The organism is Ramlibacter sp. (genome assembly GCF_035548915.1).
Taxonomy (GTDB): domain Bacteria; phylum Pseudomonadota; class Gammaproteobacteria; order Burkholderiales; family Burkholderiaceae_C; genus Ramlibacter.
In genome coordinates this window covers 92,334-114,472 of record NZ_DASZSE010000034.1, presented here as the reverse complement: position 1 = coordinate 114,472, position 22,139 = coordinate 92,334, and the positions used below count along the sequence as shown (strand labels likewise).

General features: G+C 66.5%; 21 protein-coding genes and 1 riboswitch. Of the genes, 5 read left to right on the top strand and 16 right to left on the bottom strand.

Features of this window, described 5'->3' with window-relative positions; translation table 11 throughout:
- From VHA82_RS13130 to oxc, 3 genes are all read right to left on the bottom strand, one after another.
- A partial coding sequence (locus VHA82_RS13130) for a methionyl-tRNA formyltransferase (RefSeq protein WP_325544304.1) occupies positions 1-375 on the bottom strand: 375 nt, incomplete at its 3' end.
- 109 nt (positions 376-484) lie between these two features.
- On the bottom strand, positions 485-1,771 hold the full coding sequence (gene frc / locus VHA82_RS13125) for a formyl-CoA transferase (RefSeq protein ID WP_325544302.1): 1,287 nt from the start codon (positions 1,769-1,771) through the stop codon (positions 485-487).
- A gap of 265 nt (positions 1,772-2,036) precedes the next feature.
- On the bottom strand, positions 2,037-3,767 hold the full coding sequence (gene oxc / locus VHA82_RS13120; RefSeq protein WP_325544300.1) for an oxalyl-CoA decarboxylase: 1,731 nt from the start codon (positions 3,765-3,767) through the stop codon (positions 2,037-2,039).
- A gap of 97 nt (positions 3,768-3,864) precedes the next feature.
- Between oxc and VHA82_RS13115 the strand changes: the two genes are divergently transcribed.
- The gene (locus VHA82_RS13115; protein WP_325544297.1) at positions 3,865-4,473 is read left to right on the top strand and encodes a Crp/Fnr family transcriptional regulator; all 609 of its coding nucleotides are present in this window, start codon (positions 3,865-3,867) and stop codon (positions 4,471-4,473) included.
- Positions 4,474-4,480: 7 nt separating this feature from the next.
- Here VHA82_RS13115 and VHA82_RS13110 read toward each other — a convergent pair whose 3' ends face one another.
- The 8 genes from VHA82_RS13110 to VHA82_RS13075 all read right to left on the bottom strand — a co-directional run bounded on the left by VHA82_RS13110 (position 4,481) and on the right by VHA82_RS13075 (position 12,041).
- Entirely contained in the window at positions 4,481-5,311 is an 831-nt protein-coding gene (locus tag VHA82_RS13110; RefSeq protein ID WP_325544295.1) for a cytidylate kinase family protein, read from the bottom strand.
- Between the two features lie 15 nt (positions 5,312-5,326).
- The gene (locus VHA82_RS13105) at positions 5,327-6,856 is read right to left on the bottom strand and encodes a tripartite tricarboxylate transporter permease (RefSeq protein WP_325544293.1); all 1,530 of its coding nucleotides are present in this window, start codon (positions 6,854-6,856) and stop codon (positions 5,327-5,329) included.
- A 15-nt stretch (positions 6,857-6,871) separates the two neighbouring features.
- Positions 6,872-7,390: a tripartite tricarboxylate transporter TctB family protein gene (locus VHA82_RS13100; RefSeq protein WP_325544291.1), complete on the bottom strand. Its 519-nt coding sequence runs from the start codon at positions 7,388-7,390 to the stop codon at positions 6,872-6,874.
- A gap of 12 nt (positions 7,391-7,402) precedes the next feature.
- The gene (locus VHA82_RS13095) at positions 7,403-8,416 is read right to left on the bottom strand and encodes a Bug family tripartite tricarboxylate transporter substrate binding protein (protein WP_414708649.1); all 1,014 of its coding nucleotides are present in this window, start codon (positions 8,414-8,416) and stop codon (positions 7,403-7,405) included.
- Positions 8,417-8,535: 119 nt separating this feature from the next.
- The gene (gene oxlT, locus VHA82_RS13090; protein WP_414708650.1) at positions 8,536-9,747 is read right to left on the bottom strand and encodes an oxalate/formate MFS antiporter; all 1,212 of its coding nucleotides are present in this window, start codon (positions 9,745-9,747) and stop codon (positions 8,536-8,538) included.
- Between the two features lie 188 nt (positions 9,748-9,935).
- Positions 9,936-10,955 carry a 2-dehydropantoate 2-reductase gene (locus VHA82_RS13085; RefSeq protein ID WP_325544287.1) on the bottom strand — a complete coding sequence of 340 codons (1,020 nt, stop codon included), beginning with the start codon at positions 10,953-10,955 and terminating at the stop codon, positions 9,936-9,938.
- Between the two features lie 13 nt (positions 10,956-10,968).
- Positions 10,969-11,742 (bottom strand): fumarylacetoacetate hydrolase family protein, encoded by a 774-nt coding sequence (locus tag VHA82_RS13080; RefSeq protein ID WP_325544285.1) that lies wholly within the window; start codon positions 11,740-11,742, stop codon positions 10,969-10,971.
- A gap of 8 nt (positions 11,743-11,750) precedes the next feature.
- Positions 11,751-12,041 carry a hypothetical protein gene (locus tag VHA82_RS13075; protein ID WP_325544283.1) on the bottom strand — a complete coding sequence of 97 codons (291 nt, stop codon included), beginning with the start codon at positions 12,039-12,041 and terminating at the stop codon, positions 11,751-11,753.
- Positions 12,042-12,158: 117 nt separating this feature from the next.
- Here VHA82_RS13075 and VHA82_RS13070 point away from each other — a divergent pair, with 117 nt between their 5' ends.
- Positions 12,159-13,103: a LysR family transcriptional regulator gene (locus VHA82_RS13070; protein ID WP_325544281.1), complete on the top strand. Its 945-nt coding sequence runs from the start codon at positions 12,159-12,161 to the stop codon at positions 13,101-13,103.
- Here the strand turns inward: VHA82_RS13070 and VHA82_RS13065 are convergent.
- From VHA82_RS13065 to VHA82_RS13055, 3 genes are all read right to left on the bottom strand, one after another.
- Positions 13,100-14,104 (bottom strand): methionyl-tRNA formyltransferase, encoded by a 1,005-nt coding sequence (locus VHA82_RS13065; RefSeq protein ID WP_325544279.1) that lies wholly within the window; start codon positions 14,102-14,104, stop codon positions 13,100-13,102. The genes VHA82_RS13070 and VHA82_RS13065 overlap by 4 nt on opposite strands.
- Positions 14,105-14,141: 37 nt before the next feature.
- Positions 14,142-14,945, bottom strand: coding sequence for a sulfite exporter TauE/SafE family protein (locus tag VHA82_RS13060; RefSeq protein WP_325544277.1), 804 nt, complete (start codon positions 14,943-14,945; stop codon positions 14,142-14,144).
- A 154-nt stretch (positions 14,946-15,099) separates the two neighbouring features.
- The gene (locus tag VHA82_RS13055; RefSeq protein ID WP_325544275.1) at positions 15,100-16,515 is read right to left on the bottom strand and encodes an adenylate/guanylate cyclase domain-containing protein; all 1,416 of its coding nucleotides are present in this window, start codon (positions 16,513-16,515) and stop codon (positions 15,100-15,102) included.
- 826 nt (positions 16,516-17,341) lie between these two features.
- Here VHA82_RS13055 and VHA82_RS13050 point away from each other — a divergent pair.
- Positions 17,342-18,190 carry a hypothetical protein gene (locus VHA82_RS13050; protein ID WP_325544273.1) on the top strand — a complete coding sequence of 283 codons (849 nt, stop codon included), beginning with the start codon at positions 17,342-17,344 and terminating at the stop codon, positions 18,188-18,190.
- A gap of 36 nt (positions 18,191-18,226) precedes the next feature.
- On the opposite strand, the gene VHA82_RS13045 is transcribed toward VHA82_RS13050, so the two are convergent.
- Complete coding sequence (locus VHA82_RS13045) at positions 18,227-18,556, bottom strand: cell division protein ZapA (RefSeq protein WP_325544312.1); 330 nt, start codon at positions 18,554-18,556, stop codon at positions 18,227-18,229.
- Positions 18,557-18,564: 8 nt separating this feature from the next.
- On the bottom strand, positions 18,565-18,777 hold the full coding sequence (locus tag VHA82_RS13040; RefSeq protein ID WP_325544271.1) for a DUF904 domain-containing protein: 213 nt from the start codon (positions 18,775-18,777) through the stop codon (positions 18,565-18,567).
- A gap of 42 nt (positions 18,778-18,819) precedes the next feature.
- Positions 18,820-19,076, top strand: a riboswitch (cobalamin riboswitch).
- A 79-nt stretch (positions 19,077-19,155) separates the two neighbouring features.
- Here VHA82_RS13040 and VHA82_RS13035 point away from each other — a divergent pair.
- Positions 19,156-21,012 (top strand): TonB-dependent receptor domain-containing protein, encoded by a 1,857-nt coding sequence (locus tag VHA82_RS13035; protein WP_325544269.1) that lies wholly within the window; start codon positions 19,156-19,158, stop codon positions 21,010-21,012.
- On the top strand, positions 21,009-21,824 hold the full coding sequence (locus VHA82_RS13030; protein WP_325544267.1) for an ABC transporter substrate-binding protein: 816 nt from the start codon (positions 21,009-21,011) through the stop codon (positions 21,822-21,824). Before VHA82_RS13035 ends, VHA82_RS13030 begins: the two co-directional genes overlap by 4 nt.
- The last annotated feature ends 315 nt before the right edge of the window (positions 21,825-22,139 follow it).

Below are 22,139 nucleotides of genomic sequence, written 5' to 3'. Positions count from 1 at the left end.
TTCCTTCTCGCCCTTGATGATCGGCCAGTTGATCGCGCTTGCACCGCGATAGGCGGGCAGGAGCGAGGGGTGATACTGGATCGAGCCGTGCGTCGGGATGTTGAGGAAGTCCTCCGGCACGAACAGCGTGACGAAGGCCATCACCTGCAGGTCAGGCTTGAGTGCACGGAATTGCTCCCACACCTCGGGCTTCTTGTAATTGTCGGGCTGGAACACCGGCAGGTTCGCCTTCAGCGCGGCGTCGAGCAGCGGGTCCGCTTTCGCGCCAGGCTTCGTCGGCGCCACGTAGACGGCGACCACGTCCTCGCCGCGCTTCAAGAGCGCTTCGAGCACCGCCTTGCCGAAGGCCTGCTGGCCGTGCACCACGATACGCATTTGCTATTCCTCCCAACTCACACTCCGCTCATGCCCGCGAAAGCGGGCATCCAGCTCTTTGGCCAAGCACTGGGTCCCCGCTTCCGCGAGGACGAGCGGCATCAGTAGCTTAAGCCGCCTCGGCTCTTGCGCCCTTCTCGGGCGGCGTGACGGCGCCGGAGCCCTTGATCTCGGCGACTTCCGCCGCCGAATAGCCGAGCACCTTCGACAAGACTTCCTCGGTGTGCTCGCCGAGCAGCGGCGAGCGCTTCACCTCGCATGGGCTATCCGACAGCTTGATCGGATTGCCGACGGTCAGATACTTGCCGCGCGTCGGATGATCCACCTCGACGACGGTGCCAGTCGCCCGCAGCGAGGGCTCCTCGGCGATCTCCTTCATCGACAGGATCGGTCCGACCGGAATGTCGACGGCATTGCACTTCTCCATGACCTCGAACTTGGTCATGGTCATCGTCCACTGCTCGATCGTGTGGAAGATGTGCTTCAGGCGCGGCAGGCGCGCGTTCGGCGTCGCGTAGTCCGGATCGGTCTTCCACTCCGGCTTGCCGATCAGATCGCAGATCTCACCCCACACCGGCGCCTGCGTGATGAAGTAGATGTAGGAGTCGGGATCGGTCTCCCAGCCCTTGCACTTGAGGATCCAGCCGGGCTGGCCGCCGCCCGAGTCATTGCCGGCGCGCGGCGTCGCCTCGCCGAACGGAATGCCCTCGCCATACTGGCTGTATTCCTTCAGCGGGCCGTGCTTGAGCCGCTGCTGGTCGCGCAGCTTCACGCGCGCCAGATTCAGGACGCCGTCCTGCATGGCCGCGAGCACCCTCTGCCCACGGCCCGTCCGCATGCGCTGATAGAGGGCCGTGACGATGCCGAGCGCGAGATGCAGCCCGGTGCCGCTGTCGCCGATCTGCGCGCCGGTCACGAGCGGCGGGCCGTCGCGGAAGCCAGTCGTCGAGGCCGAGCCGCCCGCGCACTGCGCGATGTTCTCGTAGACCTTGCAGTCCTCGTACGGTCCGGGGCCGAAGCCCTTCACCGAGGCGACGATCATGCGCGGGTTGAGCTTGTGGATGTGCTCCCAGGTGAGCCCCATGCGGTCGAGCGCGCCGGGCGCGAAGTTCTCCACCAGCACGTCGCAGTGCTTGATGAGCTCGATCAGCACTTCCTTGCCCTTGGGGTTCTTGGTGTCGAGCGTGATGGAGCGTTTGTTGTGGTTGAGCATCGTGAAGTAGAGGCTGTCCACGCCGTCGATGTCGCGCAGCTGCTGGCGCGTCACGTCGCCTTCGCCCGCCTTTTCCACCTTGATCACGTCGGCGCCGAACCAGGCCAGCAGCTGCGTGCAGGTCGGACCGGACTGGACGTGGGTGAAGTCGAGGATCTTCACGCCTTCGAGTGCTTTGCCCATTTCTCAGATTCCTTTTCGATGTTTGAAAGTCTGTCGCCGCGCCTGGGTGTCATTTCCGCAGTACCGTCATTCCCGTAAGCTTCCCGTCATTCCCGTAAGCTTCCCGTCATTCCCGCGCACGCGGGAATCCAGCGTCTGTTCCAGCGAAAGCCACTGGGTCCCCGCTTTCGCGAGGACGACGGTCACTCATTTCTCACCCGGTCCCCGCTTTCGCGAGGACGACGGACATTTATTTCTCACCCCAGCGCATCCGCGCGAACCACGCTCATTTCTTCTTCGCCGCGGCCGGATTCAGGTTCGTGATGCGGCCACTCTCGGTCCCGGCCGTCTCATCGATGATCGCGTTCACGAGCGTCGGCCGCCCCGAGGCCACCGCCTCGTCGATCGCGGCCTTCAGCTCCTGCGGCGTCTCGGCGCGCACGCCATGTCCGCCGAAGGCCTGCATCAGCAATTCGTACTTCGCATCCTTCACGAACACGGTCGGCGCGACTTCCGTGCCGCGCGGATTCACGTCGGTGCCGCGGTAGATGCCGTTGTTGTTGAACACGACGACGCACACCGGCAGGTTGTAGCGGCAGATCGTTTCCACCTCCATGCCGGAAAAGCCGAACGCGCTGTCGCCGCACACCGCGACAACGGGCTTGCCCTTCGATTCGACGGCAGCGGCCACCGCATAGCCCATGCCGATGCCCATGATGCCCCACGTCCCCACGTCGAGACGCTTGCGCGGCTCATACATGTCGACGATGGAGCGCGCGAAGTCGAGCGTGTTCGCGCCTTCGTTCACGAGGTAGGCGTCCGGCCGCTCCCGCATCTTCTCGCGCACGATGCCGAGCGCGCTCTGGAAGCTCATCGGCGATGAATTCTTCGCGAGCGTCTCCGCCATCTTGGTGAGGTTCCTGTCCTTGCGCTCCGCGATCGCGCCGGTCCACTCGGCGCCCGGCTTCGCAAAGCCCGTGCCGATCGCCGCGTTGAGTGCCGCCATGCAGGAGCCGATGTCGCCGATCACGGGGGCCGCGACCGCGACGTTGCTGTCCGCTTCCGTGGGCGAGATGTCGAGCTGGATGAACTTCGCCTTCGTCGGCTCCTTGGCCGAGGCCGCGCCCCAGGTCTTGCCCTTGCCGTGCGAGAGCAGCCAGTTCAGCCGCGCGCCGACCAGCATCACCACGTCGGCTTCGGCCAGCACGAACGATCGCGCGGCCGAGGCGCACTGCGGATGCGTGTCGGCAAGAAGTCCCTTGGCCATCGACATCGGCAGGTACGGCACGCCCGTGCGCTCGACGAACGTGCGGATCTCCTCGTCGGCGCGCGCATACGCCGCGCCCTTGCCGAGAATCACGAGCGGCTTCTTCGCGCTCTTCAGGAGCTCCACCGCGCGGCTCACCGCCTCGGGCGCGGGAATCTGCCTGGGCGCCGGATCGACGACCTTCACGAGCGACTGCTCCCCGGCTTGGCGCGAAATGCTCTGCGCGAAGAGTTTCGCGGGCAAGTCGAGATAGACGCCGCCGGGCCGGCCGGACACCGCGGCGCGGATCGCGCGCGCGATGCCCACGCCGATGTCTTCGGCGTGCAGCACGCGAAACGCCGCCTTGCAAAGGGGCTTGGCGATCGCGAGCTGGTCCATTTCTTCGTAGTCGCCTTGCTGCAGGTCGACGATCTCGCGTTCGCTCGACCCCGAGACGAGGATCATCGGAAAGCAGTTGGTGGTCGCGTTCGCGAGTGCCGTGAGTCCGTTCAGGAAGCCCGGCGCGGAGACGGTGAAGCAGATGCCCGGCCGGCCGGTGATGAAGCCGGCCGCGGCCGCGGCGTTGCCCGCGTGCTGTTCGTGCCGGAACGAAATCACCTTCATGCCCTCGGCCTGCGCCATGCGCAGGAAGTCGGTGATGGGGATTCCGGGCAGCGCGTAGATCGTGTCGATGCCGTTCAGCTTGAGCGAATCGATCACGAGGTGAAACCCGTCGGTCGTCGTTGCCTGTTCGGTCGTGTCGCTGGTCATGGCAAAGCCCTCGTCTGGATGACGGCTATGATAGGAATCGCCCTTCGCAATCCCTCTTGACTGCGGTCAATTTTCGAAAAATTCGCCGCGCATTCCGATGGCCTCCATAGAAAACCATCCTGAGCGAAACGTGATCCGCGTTCAGCTCGCGCACAACGTCGTGCTGAAGGGCATGACCGCCGCGCAGATGGCCGAGCTCGAGCCGCACCTGGTGGTGGTCGACTGCCAGAAAGGCGAAGGGCTCCTGCAGCAAGGCGTGCACGAGATGGAGCAGTACTTCATCCTCGAAGGCATCCTGAAGCGCGTCGTTGCCAACCAGGAAGCCAAGGAGATGATCCTGCGCTTCGCCCACGAAGGCGAGATGGAAACGAGCTACGCGGCCTGGCGGCTCGGCACGCCCGCGCCCTACAGCATCGTGTGCGTGACCCGGGCGCGCGTCGCGAAGCTCGCGCTGCGCGACTGGGTGGCTTTCATCGAGCGCCATCCGGGGCTCAAACAAACTTTCGAATACGAGGTGATGCATCACATGAGCGAAGTCATGGCGCACACGATCACCCTGCACCTGCTGGATGCGCCCGGGCGCTTCAAGCGGTTCATGCGCAAGCACCCGGACCTCTTCGACCGCATTCCCAAGAAGGAACTCGCGTCCTATCTGAACGTCGCGGCGGAGACGCTTTCGCGGCTCAAGCAGCGCGGCAAGATCTGAAAAGCGCTCAGGTCTTCGAATACGTGAACCTGCGCATCGCCATCACACGCAGCCGGTCGTCGACGCTCGCCACGCCCGCCACGCCGGCTGCGACGCGCGCGGCTTGCACCTTCTGCGCCTCGTTCAGCACGATTCCACTCAGCACCACCTTGCCGCCGCTCGAGTCGATGTTCACGTCGACATCGCGCGTGGCTTCGTTCGCCTTCAGCGCCGCGCGCACGCGCGACGAAAGCGCGAGACCCGCGAGCACCGCGCGCGAACCATCCGTTTCCTGAAATTCCGCCCGCGCGGCGAGCGCGAGGATCAGCGTCGCGCCGCTTTCCACGCCGATCCGCTCGGTATTGAGCACGAGGTCGTAGAGCTGCGGGTCGCCCCAGTTCACGCCGAAGGTCGCGTGCATGCGAGCCGCGTGCGCGTTGTCGCTGCGGCGCACTTCGTTCTCGGCGAAATCGCGATCGTCCGTGCCGAGGTGCTCCATCACCCAGCGCACGCGCGAGTCGAAAGGCCGCGTGACGCGCACGCGCACCACGTGCGAGACGGGCGCGAGGAGCATGGTCGCGCCCCAGCCGCGCAGCACGACGTTGCCGCGTTCGGCGAGCGCATAGACCTCCTCGGCGGTGTAGATCGCGAACTGGCGGCCGTCGGTGGACATTCGCTCCACGAGACCCGCCTTGCCCTCGCGCACGCGCCGGATCACGCTCGTGGCCACCTGCATGCGGCCCGCAACGTTGTCCTCGACCTCGTGGCTCAGCACGGCGAGCCCCGCGACCTTCCCGAGCTCGAGGGCGATGTCCTTCGCGAGCGACCCCATCTCATGCGTGAGCGCGATGACCGGCATCGGTTTTCCTTGAAGTCAGTCCACCGGCTGCTCGGCCGCGAACGCGGCCGGCTTCGGATTGCGGATCCTGCGCACGAGTTTCGACAGCAGCGGCCACACGAGCAGGACCAGTGCGAGCCCGGTGATCGAGCCCACGAGCGCGTTGGAAAACATGATCGAGAGGTCGCCCTGCGACACCAGCATGGCCTGGCGGAACGAATCCTCGGCCTTGTCGCCGAGCACGAGCGCGAGCACGAGCGGCGCGAGCGGATAGTCGAGCTTCTTGAACACGTAGCCGATGGCGCCGAAGATCATCATGAGCCAGATGTCGAGCATCGCGTTGTGAACGGTGTACGCGCCGATCGCGCAGATCACCACGATCACCGGCGCGATGATCGAAAACGGGATGCGCAGGATCGCGGCGAAAAGCGGCACCGTCGTGAGCACGACGATCAGCCCCGCGAGGTTGCCGAGGTACATCGAGGCGATCAAGCCCCACACGAAATCCTTCTGCTCGACGAAAAGAAGCGGCCCGGGCTGCAGGCCCCAGATCAGGAGCCCGCCCAGGAGCACCGCGGCCGTGGGGGAGCCCGGGATGCCGAGTGCCAGCATCGGCAGCAGGGCGCTCGTGCCCGCGGCGTGCGCCGCGGTCTCGGGCGCGATCACGCCTTCGAGCTGGCCGGTGCCGAACTTCGCGCCGTCGCGCGACATCTTCTTCGCCAGCCCGTAGCTCATGAAGGATGCGGGCGTCGCGCCGCCGGGGGTGATGCCCATCCAGATGCCCACGAGCGCGCTGCGCACCGAAGTGACCCAGTATTTCGGCAGCTGCGCCCAGGTTTCGAACACGACCTTCGGATTGATCTTCGCGCTCTTGCCGGAGAAGGCGAGGCCCTCTTCCATCGACAGCAGTATCTCGCCGATGCCGAAGAGGCCGATCACCGCGATCAGGAAGTCGAAGCCGCGCATCAGGTCTTCCAGCCCGAAGGTGAGGCGAAGCTGCCCGGTGACGGTGTCCATGCCCACCGCCGCGAGCGAGAAGCCGATACCCATCGACGCGAGGATCTTGAACGGCGAGCCCTTGCCCATGCCGACGAAGCTGCAGAACGTGAGCAGGTACACGGCGAAGAATTCGGGCGGGCCGAATTCGAGCGCGAACTTCGCCACCAGCGGCGCGAGGAAGGTGATCATCACCACCGCGACGAAGGCGCCCACGAACGACGAGGTGAACGCGGCGGTGAGGGCCTGCCCCGCCTGGCCCTTCTGCGCGAGCGGGTAGCCGTCGAAAGTGGTCGCCACCGACCACGGCTCGCCCGGGATGTTGAAGAGGATGGAGGTGATGGCGCCGCCGAAGAGCGCGCCCCAGTAGATGCAAGACAGCATGATGATCGCCGAGGTCGGCGACATCGAGAAGGTGAGCGGCAAGAGGATCGCGACGCCGTTGGCGCCGCCGAGACCCGGCAGCACGCCGATCAGCACGCCCAGGCCGATGCCCACGAGCATCAGCATCAGGTTCACCGGCGTGAGGACGACCGCGAAGCCGTGAAAGAGGGCGCCGAATTCCGTCATCTTGTTCTTCTGCTTCTAGTAGCCCAGGAAGGAGAGGGGATCGAGCGTGCCCTTGTAGAGCGGCACCTTGAACCAGACTTCGAACATCGCGAAGAAGATCGCGCCGATCGCGACCGCGGCGACGATGCTTTTCACGGGCGAATACTTGCCGAGCACGATCATGAAGCCCGCGATGTAGATCGAAGAGGCGACGTACAGGCCGAGGAACCGCACGGCGAGCACGTACACGAGCCCCGGGATGAACACGACAAGCACCTGCTTCAGCTGCTCGTGGTCCACGAAGATTTCGGTGTTGCGTTTCGCGATGACCGTCTGCCACAGCGTCCCGAGCGACGAGACGCTGAGAATGAGGCCGATATAGAACGGAAAGTACCCGGCGCCCGGCCCGTCGCTGGTCCAGCCCGAGCCGAGCTTCCTGCTGCCGAAGATCACGGTGAGGCCGAACGCGAGGATGAGGAGGGCGACTGCGCCCTCCACGATCCAGGTCGCAACGCCGCGCCGTTCAGGTGAATCGGAACGTTCGATGTCGCTCATGTCGGGCGCGCGTCACTTCGCCATGAAGCCGGCTTGCTTCATGAGTTCCCGGTGATGCTGCTCCGCGCGGCCGAGCCATTCGAAGTACTTGTCGCCGTCCATGTACGACTGGTTGAACGCGCCCTTTTCCATGTAGTCCTTCCATTCCGGCGTGGCACGCACCTTCTTCAGGAGGTCCACGAAGAACTGCTTCTGCTCAGCCGTCACGCCCGGCGGCATGAAGATGCCGCGCAGCATCGTGTACGTGGTGGGCACGCCCGCCTCCGTGCACGTGGGCACGTCCTGCCACGACTGCTTGTCGGTGATCTTGGCGGGGTAGGGCATGCGCTTCTCGTCGAAGACGCACAAGGCCCGCAGCTTTCCGGCGCGCCATTGCGCGACGGCCTCGATCGGGTTGTTGACGGTGGAGTCGATGTGCTTGCCCACGAGCTGCACGGCGACTTCGCCGCCGCCTTTGAACGGCACGTAGATGAATTTCGTGCCGGTCGACTGCTCGATGCCGGCCGTGAGGATCTGGTCTTCCTGCTTGGAGCCCGTGCCGCCCATCTTGAACTTGTTCGGGCCGGCCGCCTTCACCGCGTCGAGATACTGCTTCGCGTTCTGGTAGGGCGTGTCGGCGTTGACCCACAGCACGAAGTTGTCGAGCGCCATCATCGCCACCGGCGTCATGTCGCGCCAGTTGAACGGGACACCGGTTGCGAGCGGCGTGGTGAAGAGGTTCGAGAGCGTCACGACCAGCTTGTGCGGATCGCCCTTCGCGTCCTTCACGTCGAGAAATCCTTCGGCGCCCGCGCCGCCGGATTTGTTCACGACGACCATCGGCTCCTTCATCAGGTTGTGCTTGGCGACGATGCCCTGGATGAGCCGCGCCATCTGGTCGGCGCCGCCGCCCGTGCCCGCGGGCACGACGAATTCGACGGGCTTGGTGGGTTCCCACGCCGCGTGCGCGGCGGGTGCGGCAAGAAGGGCCGCTGCTGCCATGCCCGCTGCCATCGCGCGGGCCGGATGAGCTGTTGTCCATTTCATGCTTTGTCTCCTGCTTGCAGCAGCCGGCGGTGCGCCGGCATGATTGCGGCGTCGTGATTCTCCGGCCGTGCATTCCCGGTTTCTCTTGACCGAGGTCATGAAATCGGGTTTGTCCCTACTCAGGACGAGTGCTGCGATCGTTCGATCTGGCGCCGCCGCATCGGGCGCAGCACGAACCACGCCATCAGCGCGGCCGCCGCGTTCATGATCGATGCGGCGATGAAGACCGATTGCCATCCGCCCGTCATGGCGACCAGCACGCTCGAAAGCGGCACGAGCAGCGACGCCGTGCCCTTCGCGGTGTAGAGCACTCCCGCGTTGGCCGCCGCGTACTTCGAGCCGAACGTGTCCGCGCACGTGGAAGGAAAGAGGCTGTAGATCTCACCCCACGCGAAGAAGACGAGTCCCGTGAGCACGACGAACGCCACCGGGTCCGTGCCGAACTTCCACAGCGCGAGGATGCCCAGGGCTTCGAGGCCGAACGCGATCAGCATCGTGAGTTCGCGGCCGATCTGATCGGAGACCCAGCCGAAGAAAGGGCGCGTCACGCCGTTGAGCACGCGGTCGATCGCGAGCGCGAACGTGAGCGCGGGCAGCGTGAGGCCCGCGAGGCTCACGGGCACGTCGGCGATCCGGAAGTCCTTTGCGATCGGCGCGAGCTGCGCAACGGCCATGAGGCCGCCCGCGCCCACGAGCACGAACATCGCGTACATCACCCAGAAGACGGGCTTCCTCACCATCTCGCCGGGCGTGTAGTCGCGGCGGGTCTGCTGAATCCTCGCCGAAGTCGCGGCCTTGCGCGTTTCGGGCGTGCGCGTGAGCATCCACGAGAGCACGAACACGATCAGGCCCTGCGCGAGTCCGAAGTTGATGAAGGCCGCTTCGTAGCCGTGCGACTTGATGTACGCGGAGATCGGGATCACGGTGAGCGCGGAGCCCGCGCCGAAGCCCGCGGCCGTGAGGCCGGCTGCGAGCCCGCGGCGATCGGGAAACCACTTGAGCGCGTTGCCGACGCAAGTGCCGTACACGGCGCCCGCACCGATGCCGCCCACCGCCGCGCCGATGTAGAGGAGGGCGAGCGAGTCGGCGAAGCCGTTGATGAGCCAGCCGAGCCCGCACAGGATGCCGCCGCCCATCACCACCGCGCGCGGACCGAAACGGTCGACGAGATAACCCTCGACCGGCACGAGCCAGGTTTCGGTGAGCACGAAGATGCTGAATGCGACCTGGATCGCAGCCCTCGTCCAGTGGAACTTGTCCGCGATCGGATTCACGAAAAGCGTCCAGCCGTACTGGAGGTTCGCGATCATCGCCATGCACACGATGCCCATCGCGAGCTGGCCCCAGCGATAGGCGGGGCTCGCGCTCTTCACGAGGTCCGTGCCCGCCGCGGCAGCGTCGAATTGCGTCGCACCCAAAGTCTTCGTCATCCGCTTGTCTCCTGTTTTGTGTTGAAAGGCATCGCGAAAATCGAAAGGCGATTCTCGGTTCGCGTTGGCCGCGCTCTTCTTGACCGCGGTCAACGACTGGGGAAAACCCCCTGCAGCCGCACCTGCGCGCCGGCCCCCGCCATCTTGTGCGCAAGCAGCTTCACGAGCGCGTAGACCGCGTCGATGTGCGGCGTCGGCGTCTGCGAGATGCGCGCGAGTTCGACGACGGAGCCGACGAGCGCATCGACCTCGGGCTCGCGCCCGGCCTCGATGTCCTGCAGCATCGACGTCTTGTGGTGCCCCACCTTCTCCGCGCCCGCGAGGCGTTTTTCGAGCGGCACGCGCAGCGTGATGCCGAGCCGCTCGGCCACGGACTGCGCTTCGCGCATCATGTTGGCCGCGAGCTCGCGCGTGAGCGCGAAGCCGCAGATGTCCGCAAGCGTGGCGTGCGAAAGGCCGCTGATGGGATTGAAGCTGAGGTTGCCCCAGAGCTTGAGCCAGATCTCCGCGCGGATGTCGGCAAGCACGGGCGACTTGAAGCCCGCGCGCTGGAAACATTGCGAGACGCTTTCCACGCGCGCCGTCACACGGCCGTCGAGTTCGCCGACCGGAAAGCGGTCGCCTTCCACGTGGCGGATGACGCCGGGGGAGACCACTTCGGCCGCCGGGTACACGACGCAGCCGATCACGCGATCGGGCGCGATGCTGTGTGCTATCGGCACGGGCGCATCGACGCTCAGCACCTGCCGCCCCTCGAGCGGACCGCCATGCTTGTGGAAGTACCAGAAGGGAATGCCGTTTTGCATCGTCACGACCGGCGTGTCGGCGCCGAGCAGCGCGGGCAGCCTGTGGGCGACGGCTTCGAGCTGATGGGCCTTGACGGCGACGATGACGAGGTCCTGCGCTCCCGCGGCCGCGTAGTCGTCGGTGGCGCGGACGTTGCGGATCTCGCGCGCGGTCCCGTCCTGCTCGATGAGCTTCAGGCCGTGGGCGCGGATGGCCGCGAGCGTCTGCCCGCGCACGACGAGCGTGACGTCTTCGCCCGCGAGGGCGAGCCTCGCGCCCACCAGGCCGCCGATGGCACCGGCGCCGACGATGGCGATCTTCATGGTGAGGAACTCCTCAAGGTTCGATCCGGTTCGCGAGCGTGCCGATGCCTTCGATCTCCACTTCGACGAGGCTGCCCGGCTTCATCGAGCCGACCCCCACCGACGTGCCGCAGAGGATCAGATCGCCGGGGTCGAGCGTCATGTCGAAGGAGATGCGGCTCACGAGTTCTTCGACGCCGAAGCGCATGTCGCTTGCGGGATAGTCCTGTCGCACCACGCCGTCGAGGCGCGTCTTCACGCGCAGCTTCGACGCGTCGAGCCCTGTGGCCACCGCGGGGCCGAAGGGGCAGAAGGTGTCGTAGCCCTTCGCGCGTACCCACTGCGTGAACGACGCGTCCTTGTTCAGGATGTCGGCGGCGGTCACGTCGTTGGCGATCGTGTAGCCGAAGACGTGCCGCATCGCCTCTTCGCGCGGCACGTGCTTCGCCGTGCGGCCGATCACGATCGCGAGTTCGCCTTCGAAGACGACCTTCGTTTCGATGCGCGGACAGCGGATCGTCTCACCCGGTGCGAGGTAGGAGTTCGGCGATTTGATGAGGTAGAGGGGCTCCTCGGGCACGGCAAGCCCGAGCCTTTCGCGCAGCTGGTGGAAGTTGTTCCACAACGCGATCACCTTGCCCGGCTGCACAGGCGCAAGCAGCCGCACCGCCGCGCGCGCCACGACGCGCGACGTGTCGACGGGATGATCGAACATGTCGCCGCGGAAGACGCGGATCAGGCCGCCTTCCAGCCGTCCGAAGCCCGTGCGATCGGCCTCGGCGAACCGCACCCAGTGCTGCGCCGCCATACCGCGCTTCAGGCGAGGCGGCCGTGCGGGGCGCGAGCCGTTGCGTCCGCGACGCAGCGCAGCCGCGTCGATTCCACGGCGTTCGCGAGGAACTCGGCGTCGTAGGCCCGCAGCAGATGCGGGTGGTGCTGTTCGATGTAGGCCCGCACGCCCGCCGCGCCGCGCGGCAGGCACGCGTAGGTGACCGGGTCCCAGTGCCAGCCGAGGCCCAGCTGTTCGAAGGCTGCGTTGTACGCCTGGCGCGTCGTCTCGGCTTCGAGGTCGTCGAGGAGATCGTTGTCCTGGATCGCTGCGAGCATCGTCGTCTCTCCTGTGTTCGGGTCCATCCGTGTGAGCCCACTGTAGGCAGCGATGACAATAAAGAACAGTCAAACCTTTTTGGGATCTGCATTAGCCGGGCGTTATAGTTCCCGCCCATGAGGAACGCCACCCTGCGCCAGCTGAAGGTCTTCGAAGCCGTGGCGCGGCATCGCAGCTTCTCGCGTGCCGCGGACGAACTGCATCTCACGCAGCCGGCCGTTTCCGCGCAGGTGAGGAAGCTCGAGGAACATGCCGGCATGCACCTCTTCGAGCAGCTCGGCAAGAAGATCCACCTCACGCCGGCGGGAGCGCAGATGCTGCAGTCGAGCCGCGAGATCATTCAGAAGTTCAAGGAAGCCGAAGAGGCGATGGCCCAGTACAAGGGCGTGTCGGGCGGGCGGCTGAACGTGTCGGTGATCAGCGCGGGCGACTATTTCTTCCCGCGCCTGCTCGTCGAATTCGCGAGGCGCCACACGGGCGTCACGCTGAACTTCGGCGTGTGCAACCGCGAGGAACTTCTCGCCGAGCTCGATGCGAACCAGACGGACCTCGCCATCATGGTGAGGCCGCCGGTGGATGCCGACATGCTCGCGGAGCCGTTCGCACCGCATCCCTACGTCATCGTCGCCGCGCCCGATCATCCGCTCGTGGGACGCAGGAAGATTCCGGTGTCGCGCCTGGCGAGCGAGCCCTTCATCGTGCGCGAGAAGGGTTCGGACACGTGGAACTCCATGGTGGAAGCCTTCGGCGAGCGCATCGAGCAGCTGAACATGGCGATGCGGATCAAGAGCATGGAGACGGTGAAGCAGGCCGTGATCGCGGGGATGGGGATCAGCTTCCTTTCCGCGCACACGGTGAGCCGCGAGAAGCATTCGGGCGCGCTCGCGGTGCTCGACGTGCAGGGTTTTCCGTTGATGCTGAACTGGTACGTGGTGCACCGGCGCACGAAGCGCCTGCCGCCCGTGGCGCAGGCTTTCAAGGAGTTCCTGTTGAAGGAAGGGGCGCAGCAGATCGATGCGGCGCTTGGAAACGAGGCGGTTGCGCGCAGGCGCCGCGCCTAGCGCCCGTGGGCCGTCCGATCGCGGTCGCGCCCACCTTCGAAAGCCAAGCCTCCCGAGACTTCTTCTTCGTTGTTCGCGGGCCCGCGCAGCCCGCGCAGCCCGCGCAGTTTCGCGAATTCTCCCGCGCTCATCTTGCTGCCGCCCTGCGGCCGCAGCCGCAGGATTTCGATGCGTCCGCCATTGGCGTTCACCTCGATGGAGTCCTCGGTCACGGCGGCGATCTCGCCCGGCTTGCCGGCGACCGCCGCGAAGTTTCGCACCGGGTGCTTGCGCACGTCGTACACCTGCACGCGCACGCCGGCCAGTTCGCACCACGCGCCCGGCGCGGGATTGCACGCGCGGATGAGGTTGTGGACGATGTCCACGTGCTGCGCCCAGTGGATGCGGGCTTCCGCCTCGGTGAACCAGCCTTCGTAGCCGGCCTGCGACTCGTCCTGAATCTTCTCCTCGTGCCGGTGCGCCAGCACGAGGTCCGCGGCTTCGAGCAGCGCGGCGACGCCCATCGGAAAGAGCTTGCCGAAGTAGACGTCGCCCAGCGTGTCGTCGGGGCCGATCACGCAGGACTTCTGCAGGATCACGGGGCCTTCGTCGAGGCCGTCGGTGGGGCGGAAGATCGTGATGCCCGTCATCGTTTCGCCAAGCGCGATAGGCCAGTTGATGGACGACGGCCCGCGATGCTTCGGCAGCAGCGAGGGGTGATACTGGATCGTGCCGAAGCGCGGAATGCCGACGAACGCCTGCGGCGCGAACTGCAGCACGTAGGCCATGATGCCGATGTCCACGTCGAGGTCGCGCAGCGCCTGCTGCGCGAGGCTGGAGCGCAGGCTCGGGAACTGGAACACGGGCACGCCCTGCGCTTGCGCCTCATCGCGCAGCGCGTCCTTCTTCGCACCGGGCTTGTCGGGCTCGCAGAACACGCCCGCGACTTCGTCGCCGCGTGCCCGGAAGGCCTGGAACACGGCGCGGCCGAATTCCTGCTGGCCGGTGATGGCGAGTTTCATCGGACGTCTCGGGCCGTGTGGGTCATTGCGCAATCCGTCATCTCAGGAAGAAGTAGAGCGAGACGCCATAGAGCATCACCGCGAACCCGCGGCGCAGCGGCTTCACGTCCAGGCTGTGCGCGATCCTCGCGCCGAGCGGCGCGAGGACGACGCTCGCGAGGGAGATGAAGAGAAGCCCCGGCAGGTAGAGATAGCCGAACGTGCCCGGCCCCTGGCTTGCCAGTTCGCGTCCCGCCCAGAGATAGCCGATGGTGCCCGCGAGCGCGATCGGAAAGCCGAGCGCCGCGGACGTGGCCACGGCCTCGTGGATGCCCACGTTGCACCAGGTCAAGAACGGCACCGAGACGAAGGCGCCGCCCGCGCCGACGAGTGCCGAGGCGACGCCGATCACGGTGCCCGCGGCGAACGTTCCGAAGGCGCCCGGCAGCGGCCGGTGATGCGCCCCGGGTTTGCGGCCCACAAGCATCTGCGTTGCCGAGAATGCGACGAACACCGCGAAAAGAAGTCCGAGCGAGTTGCCGGGCAATGCCACCGCGCCTTGCGCGCCCGCGAGCGAGCCGACGAGGATGCCGGGCGCGAGGACCTTCCAGATGTCCCAGCGCACCGCGCCGCGGCGGTGGTGCGCACGAACGGAAGAAAGCGAGGTGAAGCAGATCGTCGCGAGCGAAGTCGCGACGGCGGCCTTCACGGTGTATTCGTGCGGATAGCCCTTGTCGGTGAGGATGAAGGTGAGGGCGGGGACCATCACCATCGCGCCGCCGATGCCAAGCAGCCCGGACAGCAGGCCGACGCCCATGCCGAGCACGGCGAGTTCGAAAACGAGCTGGGGTTGCGAAAACATCGTTGGCGTGTTGGACGCAAGGATAGCAAACGGGGATTGCGCGGCAGAAGGGGAGTTGCTCCATCACCTCGGCTCTCTACCCCAGCCCTCACCCCAGCCCTCTCCCGGAGGGAGAGGGAGAAAGACTCGCCTGCTGCCGCATGGGTGGAACGACTCACGCGATCTCGTACACCGTCAGCTCGTCGCTGATCCCCTTCAGCGAACACCGCCGGGGCACGGGGCTCAGCCCCTCGCGCGCAAGCAGTTCGGCCGTGGGCTCGTAGCGGATCACGGGCTCGGTCGCGAAGATCGACTGCGACGTCGCGAGCCCCTGCACACGCGAGGCCACGTTCACCGTCTGGCCGAAGTAGTCGAGCCGCTCGTTCAGCGTGACCGCGAGGCACGGCCCTTCGTGGATGCCGATCTTCAGCAGCAGGTCCTCGCGCCCCCGCTCGTCGTTCAGCCGCCGCATCGATTCGCGCATGCGCAGCACCGCCTCCATCCCGCGGTCCGAGGATGGAAAGGTCGCCATCACCGCATCCCCGATGGTCTTCACGACCGCGCCCGACTGCTCGGCCACCACCTTGCCGAGCACGCCGAAGTGCGCGCGCACGAGATCGTAGGCGGCGAGGTCTCCCACGCGCTCGTAGAGTTCGGTGGAGGCCTTCAGGTCGGTGAAGACGAACGTGAGATTCGTGATCTTCAGGCGCTGGTCGACGGCGAGCGTGTCCGCGCCGAAGAGATCGCGGAAGGTCTGATGCGTGAGCAGGCGCTTGGCCGTGAGGAAGTTCCTGCGCTTGCCCATCATGTCGTGCAGATCGTCGTTGGCGATGAAAAGCACCGGCAGCACGCGCGAATCGGTGCGGTTTTCCAGCGCGAGCCTGAGGGGCCCCGGCTGCAGCGTGTGCTTGCCCGTGGGTGCCTGCACGCGGTTGAAGACGGTGGAGAGTTCGCGCCGCTCGCGCGTGGCTTCGCCCTGCACCTCGATGAACACGGCCGCGTGCGCCACCGGCTCGAAGAGGATCACGAACGCGTCGGGCGGCAGCTGCACCGACATGCTGCCCTTTTCGCCGGGGCCGAGTTCCGTCCAGTCGAGCACCATTCTGTGCATCAGCGTCTCGAATTCCGCGGCGCTCGGCATCCGCAGCGCCGAGGCCCAGTACATCTGGCGGAAGTACTCCCAGATCGGCAGCTGGTGCGGGGTGTGCGCGGCGATCTTGCGAACGCGCGGGCTCACGGTGAAGGACACTTCCACCATCTCGTCGAGGCTCGGCTCGTAGCCTCGGGCGCAGATCGAGCACATGTAGTCGTGCTGATGGACCGATTGCAGCGTGGCGTTGGAATTGAGCACGCCGCCGCAGCCGGGACAGAGGATGTTCCACTGCATTTCGAAGAGGCCCAGGCGCGAAGCGTGCAGGAAGCCGTCGAGGGCCTTTTCCACGGGCACGCCGTGCTCGCGCGCGAAGTCGATCACGTTGATGCGGTTGAGCGCTTCGTCCGGCGCGTCGCGCACGTGCTGTTCGATGGCGGCGGCCGCCGCCGCGTTCGCGGAGTTGCGCAGCACACTGAAACGGCCTTCGAGTTCGGACATGGGAGCCACCTTTGCCGTGGTTCGTCGCAATGCGGACATTGTCCTTACGGCGGGGGAAAAGGGAAGGGATTCGGCGAAGGGATTCGGCGAAGGGATTCGCGAAGGGCGCTGCGCCGCGCGCCCAAGGAAAAGCGGGCTGCCGAACGCCGGCAGCCCGCTGGAATAGGCGTCTGTAGTGCCACCGGACCCGCATCCTGAACCGGGGTTCAGGTGGGCTAGGTCAGCTTGGCGTTGGGTTCATCTGACGCGAGACGATCACGCTCGCCAGCGATGTTCCAGGCCCTCGCTCAAAGAGCATTGGTTCAAGGAAATATAAAGCCCGATACGCACTGCAGACGAAATCCATTCTAGGCGCTCGGCGCGCGCTGCGCGAGGGATCGGCGCGAAATTCCGCGTGGGGACGAGTGGTACTTGACAGCGCCATGACGAAGCTCAACTGGACTTGCCGCGCGCCGGCAAGGCACGCGCTTCGCGCCGGGCAAGTCCGTTCGTCGGCATCTCGGGAACGAATCGGCGCACCGCGTTACCGAGTAGCCGAACCCCGGGGCCGGGACCCATTCGGGCGTCGAGCGCATCGTCTGCGCGCCGCCAACAGAACCAAGGAGTGACACGCTTGCGATTCTTTGCCGCAGCCATGTGCGCGAGATTTTCCTTTCTGCCGTGCCAGCCGGCGAATCCGCGCGAACGATCTCGTGCGTCCACGGCCTCGGAAGTCCTCCCGCGGCGAAGCAGCTCCTCGAGCGTGAATGCGGACGCGACCCCTCACATTGCATCGAGAGCGACCGTTGCACCGCCCGTGGCTACTCGCGCCGCGAGGGAGCTCGCGATGGCGATGCAACAATACCAGACAGGGCATTACCACGATGCGGCCGAGTCCGCCTCCCGGGCGCTGGAGCGGGAGACTCACGACGAGGATCTCCGCATGGTTTACGACCCGAAGATCGCCACGCAGGCGCTGCGCATCCTCGTGCGTGCCAGGCTGCGCGAGCTGTATTCGCAGCCGATGCAGAGCAAGGACGCGCGAGAGGCTTGGCGCGCGTTCCGCATCGCGGCAGACGCCGTGAGGCAGGAGGTGGTGAAAGCGCGCGAGAACGCCTGCCATGCCGCAAGGCTCGCAGGCAAAGACAGTCCCGACACCGACCTTGCGGGCGAGGCCATGGTGCAGACCACCGTTTTCTTCGCCGACGAGAAGGTGTCCGCTCTCAATTGGCCAGCGCCATCTTCGGAGAGGGGCCTCGAAGGGTCGCCACCCGGCGACGGGAAGCGCCAGGAGGTGCGAACGAGGCTGCAGGCGCTGCGCGCCAATCGGGACATGCAGCTGTACGGGCTTTGCGGCGGCAGGCCCGGCAGGCTGGGCAACCAGGCCGCTGCCTGCCTTGTCGAAGCGAAAATCTGGCAGGCGCACATCGGGGAATGGGACAATCCGCGGAGTGGCGGTGCGGTCGCCCAGGAACGCGCCAGAGTCTTCGGGGCCATCGAACTTTCCCTGCGACGCGCAATCGCGCAACGCACGCCCGACCTCGACCGGATCCTGCCGGCAACGTTGACGATCGAAGCGGCGCGCAAGCACCGGCCTTTCCTGGAGTTCGCCGCCGCATTCGGCAAGACGCCCGAGGAACTGCTCGCCTTCATCGAGAGGATCAAGAGCGAGGCCGAAGCGACCCGCGCTCGTTGAGACAGACCGGACAGAGCAGCAGCTTCGCCGCCGCCGTCAGATCAGCCGCCCGTCGTCCCCGAGCGCGGTGTCGAGCCGGCCGATGATGGACGCGAGCCGCGGATCGTCCTGCACGGCCACGGCTTCGCTCGCCGCGAACGCCGTTGCGTGTGCCGACGCAGGCGCGCTTCGCTCGCTCACGTCGAATGCCAGGTTGAGCGCTGCAAGCACCGCGATGCGGTCGCGCGCTTTCACCTTGCCCGCATCGCGAATCCTGCACATGGCGGTGTCCACGCGCTCCACGGCTTCGAGCAGGCGCTGCTCGCCCCCTTCGGGGCAACCGAGCAGGTAGCTCTGCCCCATGATCTGCACTTCGACTTGCTTCAGCGCCATGATCATGCGGCGGACTTGATTTCGGGCAGGCGTTCGAGCAGGGCTTCCACGCGCGCGCGCGCGGCCGCGAGGCGCGACTTCAGCGAATCGCGTTCCTGCGTGAGCAAGTCCACCTGTTCGGCGAGCAGTTCGTTCGTGCGTTGAAGCTCCTCGTAGCGCACCAGCAGGCGTTCCACGCGCTCGACGAGTTGCTCCATCTGTGACGCACTGGCCATTGGGCGATTGTAGGGTTCCGTGGGTTTTTGTTGCAGGTTTCCAACTAGAATCGACCCGTTGGTGCTCGCGGTGTGGTTCGCATGCCGCAGTTCAACGGGAAGCAGGAAGCCGCTCGCATCCACCGCGAACGCGCCAACCTGCGCTGCCCCCGCAACGGTAAGCGGTGGAAGCGGCTCTTCGAGCGCGCTTCCGCTTCCTTTACGAGAAGCCACTGGCGTTCGCCCGAAACAGCGAATGCCGGGAAGGCGAAGGATTCGATGCCGCCAGCCCGGATACCGGCCAACACGGTGGCTCGCGCGCCAGCGCACGAGCCGTTTCGTCCAGTGTGCCGGCGGGGAAGCCGGCGTGGACTCGCATCGCCCGTTCTTCCGTTCAACATGAAACACAGGAAACTGCTTCGTCCGGCCGTTCTCATGCCGGTGCTCACGCCCATGCTCGCGCCAGCTTTCGTTGCGCTCCTCGCCTGCGCATCGTTCGCCGCCCGCGCGCAATCCGAACTCCCCGGCATCGTCGTGAGCGCGAGCCGCACCGAGCAGCGCGTGGCCGACGCGCTGCCCGCCACCACGCTCATCACCCGCGAAGACATCGACGCGGCGCAGACGCCCGACCTCGCGACGCTCCTGCGCCGCGTGGCGGGCGTCGAGATCGCGCAAAGCGGCGGCGCGGGCAGCGTCGCGAGCGCCTTCATCCGCGGCGGCGAGGCCCGCCACACGCTGGTCCTCATCGACGGCGTGCCGATCAACAACCTGAACTTCAGCCTGCCCGCGCTCGAACACATTCCGCTTGCGAACGTCGAGCGCATCGAAGTCGTGCGCGGCAACGTCTCGAGCCTTTACGGCAGCGCCGCGCTCGGCGGCGTGATCCAGATCTTCACGCGGCAACCCGCGGGGGTGCCGCAGGCGACGCTCACCGCGCAGGGCGGCTCGCGCGGTCTCTTCGAAGCGAGCGCGACCGGCTCGGTGAAGCTCGCCTCCGGCACGGGCCTGAGCGCGACGCTCGACACGCTCAGCGACGGCGGCATCGACGCGATCCGGCACAACGAGATCGCGGGGACCGATCCCGACCGCGATGGTTATCGCCGCCGCTCGGCCTCGCTCGCGGTCACGCAGGCCATCGGCGAACACAGGATCGGCCTGAAGTTGCGCGAGACGCGCGGCACGACGGAATACGACAGCGAGTTCGGCCCCGCGACACAGCGCGACGTCTCGCACTTCGTCGAGCAGGGCGCCGTGCTCGACGGGCAGTTGCGCGTGTCTTCTTCGCTGCGCGTCGACGCGGCGCTCACGCGCTCGGCGGACAAGCTCGATGCGGCCGAGACGGCATTCCCTTACTTCGTGAATTCCGAGTCGACGGGAGGCCAGGCCGGTCTTCAATGGCAGCCTGCCCAGGGTCATCGGATCACCGCGGGGATCGAGCACCAGCGTCAGCACGTGACGAGCGACACCGTCTACACGAGCGATTCGCGCGACGTCGACAGCGCCCGCGCGGGCTACACGTTCGAGGGCGGCCCGCATCATCTGCAGCTCAATGCGCGGCACGATCGCTACAGCGATTTCGGCGGCGCCAACACGTGGCTCGCCGCGTACGGCTACGACATCACGAAGGAACTGCGCGCGAGCGTGTCCGCGTCCACCGGCTTCAATGCGCCCACGTTCAACGACCTGTACTATCCCTTCGGCGGCAATCCCGCGCTGCGGCCGGAGCGCGTGCGCTCGTGGGAGGCCGCGCTGCGCTATGCGGCGCATGGGCAGGAATTGCGCACGACCCTCTTCGAGAACCGCTACCACGACCTGATCGCCAACGATGCTTTCTTCAACCGCGTCAACGTGGGGCATGCGCGCAACCGGGGTGTCGAAGTGACCTACACGGGACGAATCCTCGGCTGGGGCGTGAACGCGAGCGCCACTTCGCAGGACCCGCGCGATGTCGACACCGGCACGCGCCTGCTGCGCCGCGCGCGCGTGCTGGGGCACCTCGCGCTCGACCGCGACATGGGGCCCTGGCAGCTCGGCGGCAACCTGCGCTTCAGCGGCAACCGCTTGGATCGCGGGGGCCGCACGGTCGGCGGCTGGGGCGTGCTCGACCTCACGGCGTCGTACACCGTGTCGCCGCAGGTGAGGGTGTTCGGCCGCGTCGAGAACGCTTTCGATCGCGACTACGAAACTGTCTACGGTTATCGCCAGCCCGGGCGCGGCGTTTTCGTGGGCGTGAGCTGGCAGCCGGCGATCCGATGACCCTTCCTGCGATCCCGCGCGGGCCGCGACGCATCGTCTGCCTCACGGAGGAGGCGACGGAATGGCTGTACCTGCTGGGCGAGGAGGCGCGCATCGTCGGCATCTCGGGCTACACGGTGCGGCCGCGCCGCGCTCGGGAGGAGAAGCCGAAGGTGAGCGCTTTCCTGAGCGCGAAGATCGACCGCATCCTCGCGCTCGAGCCCGATTGCGTGTTCGGGTTTTCCGATCTGCAGGCGGACATCGCGAGCGAGCTCGTGCGCAAAGGCGTGCAGGTCACGATCTTCAACCAGCGCAGCGTGGGCGAGATCTTCGCGATGCTGTATCAGGTGGCGGCGATGGTCGGGCGCGCGGAGGACGGCTTGCGGCTGCTGGAAGCGATGCGCTCGCGGCTCGTCGAGATCGAAGCGGCCGGGCGCGCGTTGCCGCGGCGGCCGCGCGTGTACTTCGAGGAATGGGACGAGCCGCAGATCTGCGGCATCCGCTGGGTGTCGGAGCTCGTCGCGATCGCGGGCGGGGACGATTGCTTCGCCGAGCAGGCGCTCGCGCCGCTCGGCAAGGACCGCATCGTCGCGGACCCGCTGGAAGTGCCGCGGCGCGATCCGGAGATCATTTTCGGTTCGTGGTGCGGCAAGAAGTTCCGGCCCGAGAGGGTGGTCGCGCGCGCGGGCTGGCAGGACGTGAGCGCGGTGCGCGAGGGGCAGCTCTTCGAGATCAAGTCGGCCGACATTCTGCAGCCCGGTCCGGCGGCGTTGACGGACGGCGTGGCGCAGCTGCACGCGCGCATCGTCGAATGGAGTCGCGCGCATGGGTAGCGGAGCGGAGCGTGTTCCACGACGCCGTTACTCCCGCGCTCTCGCGGGAGTGTCGGAGGTTGCGGTAGCCGCCTGGATTCCCGCTTTCGCGGGAATGACGAAGAATTTGAGAGCCGTCTGGATTCCCGCTTTCGCGGGAATGACGAAGGCACGACCACGCCGTCATTCCCGCGAAAGCGGGAATCCAGTGCGTCGTGAGCCCTGGATTCCCGCGTTCGCGGCAATGACGAAGGCACAACCACGCCGTCATTCCCGCGAAAGCGGGAATCCAGAACGTCGGGAGCCCTGGATTCCCGCTTTCGCGGGAATGACGAA

What these genes read in the sequence shown, in the direction of transcription:
- frc (WP_325544302.1), bottom strand. Translation starts at nt 1,771, where the DNA reads ATGGGCAAAGCACTCGAAGGCGTGAAGATCCTCGACTTCACCCACGTC.
- oxc (WP_325544300.1), bottom strand. Translation starts at nt 3,767, where the DNA reads ATGACCAGCGACACGACCGAACAGGCAACGACGACCGACGGGTTTCAC.
- VHA82_RS13115 (WP_325544297.1), top strand. Translation starts at nt 3,865, where the DNA reads ATGGCCTCCATAGAAAACCATCCTGAGCGAAACGTGATCCGCGTTCAG.
- VHA82_RS13110 (WP_325544295.1), bottom strand. Translation starts at nt 5,311, where the DNA reads ATGCCGGTCATCGCGCTCACGCATGAGATGGGGTCGCTCGCGAAGGAC.
- VHA82_RS13105 (WP_325544293.1), bottom strand. Translation starts at nt 6,856, where the DNA reads ATGACGGAATTCGGCGCCCTCTTTCACGGCTTCGCGGTCGTCCTCACG.
- VHA82_RS13100 (WP_325544291.1), bottom strand. Translation starts at nt 7,390, where the DNA reads ATGAGCGACATCGAACGTTCCGATTCACCTGAACGGCGCGGCGTTGCG.
- VHA82_RS13095 (WP_414708649.1), bottom strand. Translation starts at nt 8,416, where the DNA reads ATGAAATGGACAACAGCTCATCCGGCCCGCGCGATGGCAGCGGGCATG.
- oxlT (WP_414708650.1), bottom strand. Translation starts at nt 9,747, where the DNA reads ATGGGCATCGTGTGCATGGCGATGATCGCGAACCTCCAGTACGGCTGG.
- VHA82_RS13085 (WP_325544287.1), bottom strand. Translation starts at nt 10,955, where the DNA reads ATGAAGATCGCCATCGTCGGCGCCGGTGCCATCGGCGGCCTGGTGGGC.
- VHA82_RS13080 (WP_325544285.1), bottom strand. Translation starts at nt 11,742, where the DNA reads ATGGCGGCGCAGCACTGGGTGCGGTTCGCCGAGGCCGATCGCACGGGC.
- VHA82_RS13075 (WP_325544283.1), bottom strand. Translation starts at nt 12,041, where the DNA reads ATGCTCGCAGCGATCCAGGACAACGATCTCCTCGACGACCTCGAAGCC.
- VHA82_RS13070 (WP_325544281.1), top strand. Translation starts at nt 12,159, where the DNA reads ATGAGGAACGCCACCCTGCGCCAGCTGAAGGTCTTCGAAGCCGTGGCG.
- VHA82_RS13065 (WP_325544279.1), bottom strand. Translation starts at nt 14,104, where the DNA reads ATGAAACTCGCCATCACCGGCCAGCAGGAATTCGGCCGCGCCGTGTTC.
- VHA82_RS13060 (WP_325544277.1), bottom strand. Translation starts at nt 14,945, where the DNA reads ATGTTTTCGCAACCCCAGCTCGTTTTCGAACTCGCCGTGCTCGGCATG.
- VHA82_RS13055 (WP_325544275.1), bottom strand. Translation starts at nt 16,515, where the DNA reads ATGTCCGAACTCGAAGGCCGTTTCAGTGTGCTGCGCAACTCCGCGAAC.
- VHA82_RS13050 (WP_325544273.1), top strand. Translation starts at nt 17,342, where the DNA reads ATGGCGATGCAACAATACCAGACAGGGCATTACCACGATGCGGCCGAG.
- VHA82_RS13040 (WP_325544271.1), bottom strand. Translation starts at nt 18,777, where the DNA reads ATGGCCAGTGCGTCACAGATGGAGCAACTCGTCGAGCGCGTGGAACGC.
- VHA82_RS13035 (WP_325544269.1), top strand. Translation starts at nt 19,156, where the DNA reads ATGAAACACAGGAAACTGCTTCGTCCGGCCGTTCTCATGCCGGTGCTC.
- VHA82_RS13030 (WP_325544267.1), top strand. Translation starts at nt 21,009, where the DNA reads ATGACCCTTCCTGCGATCCCGCGCGGGCCGCGACGCATCGTCTGCCTC.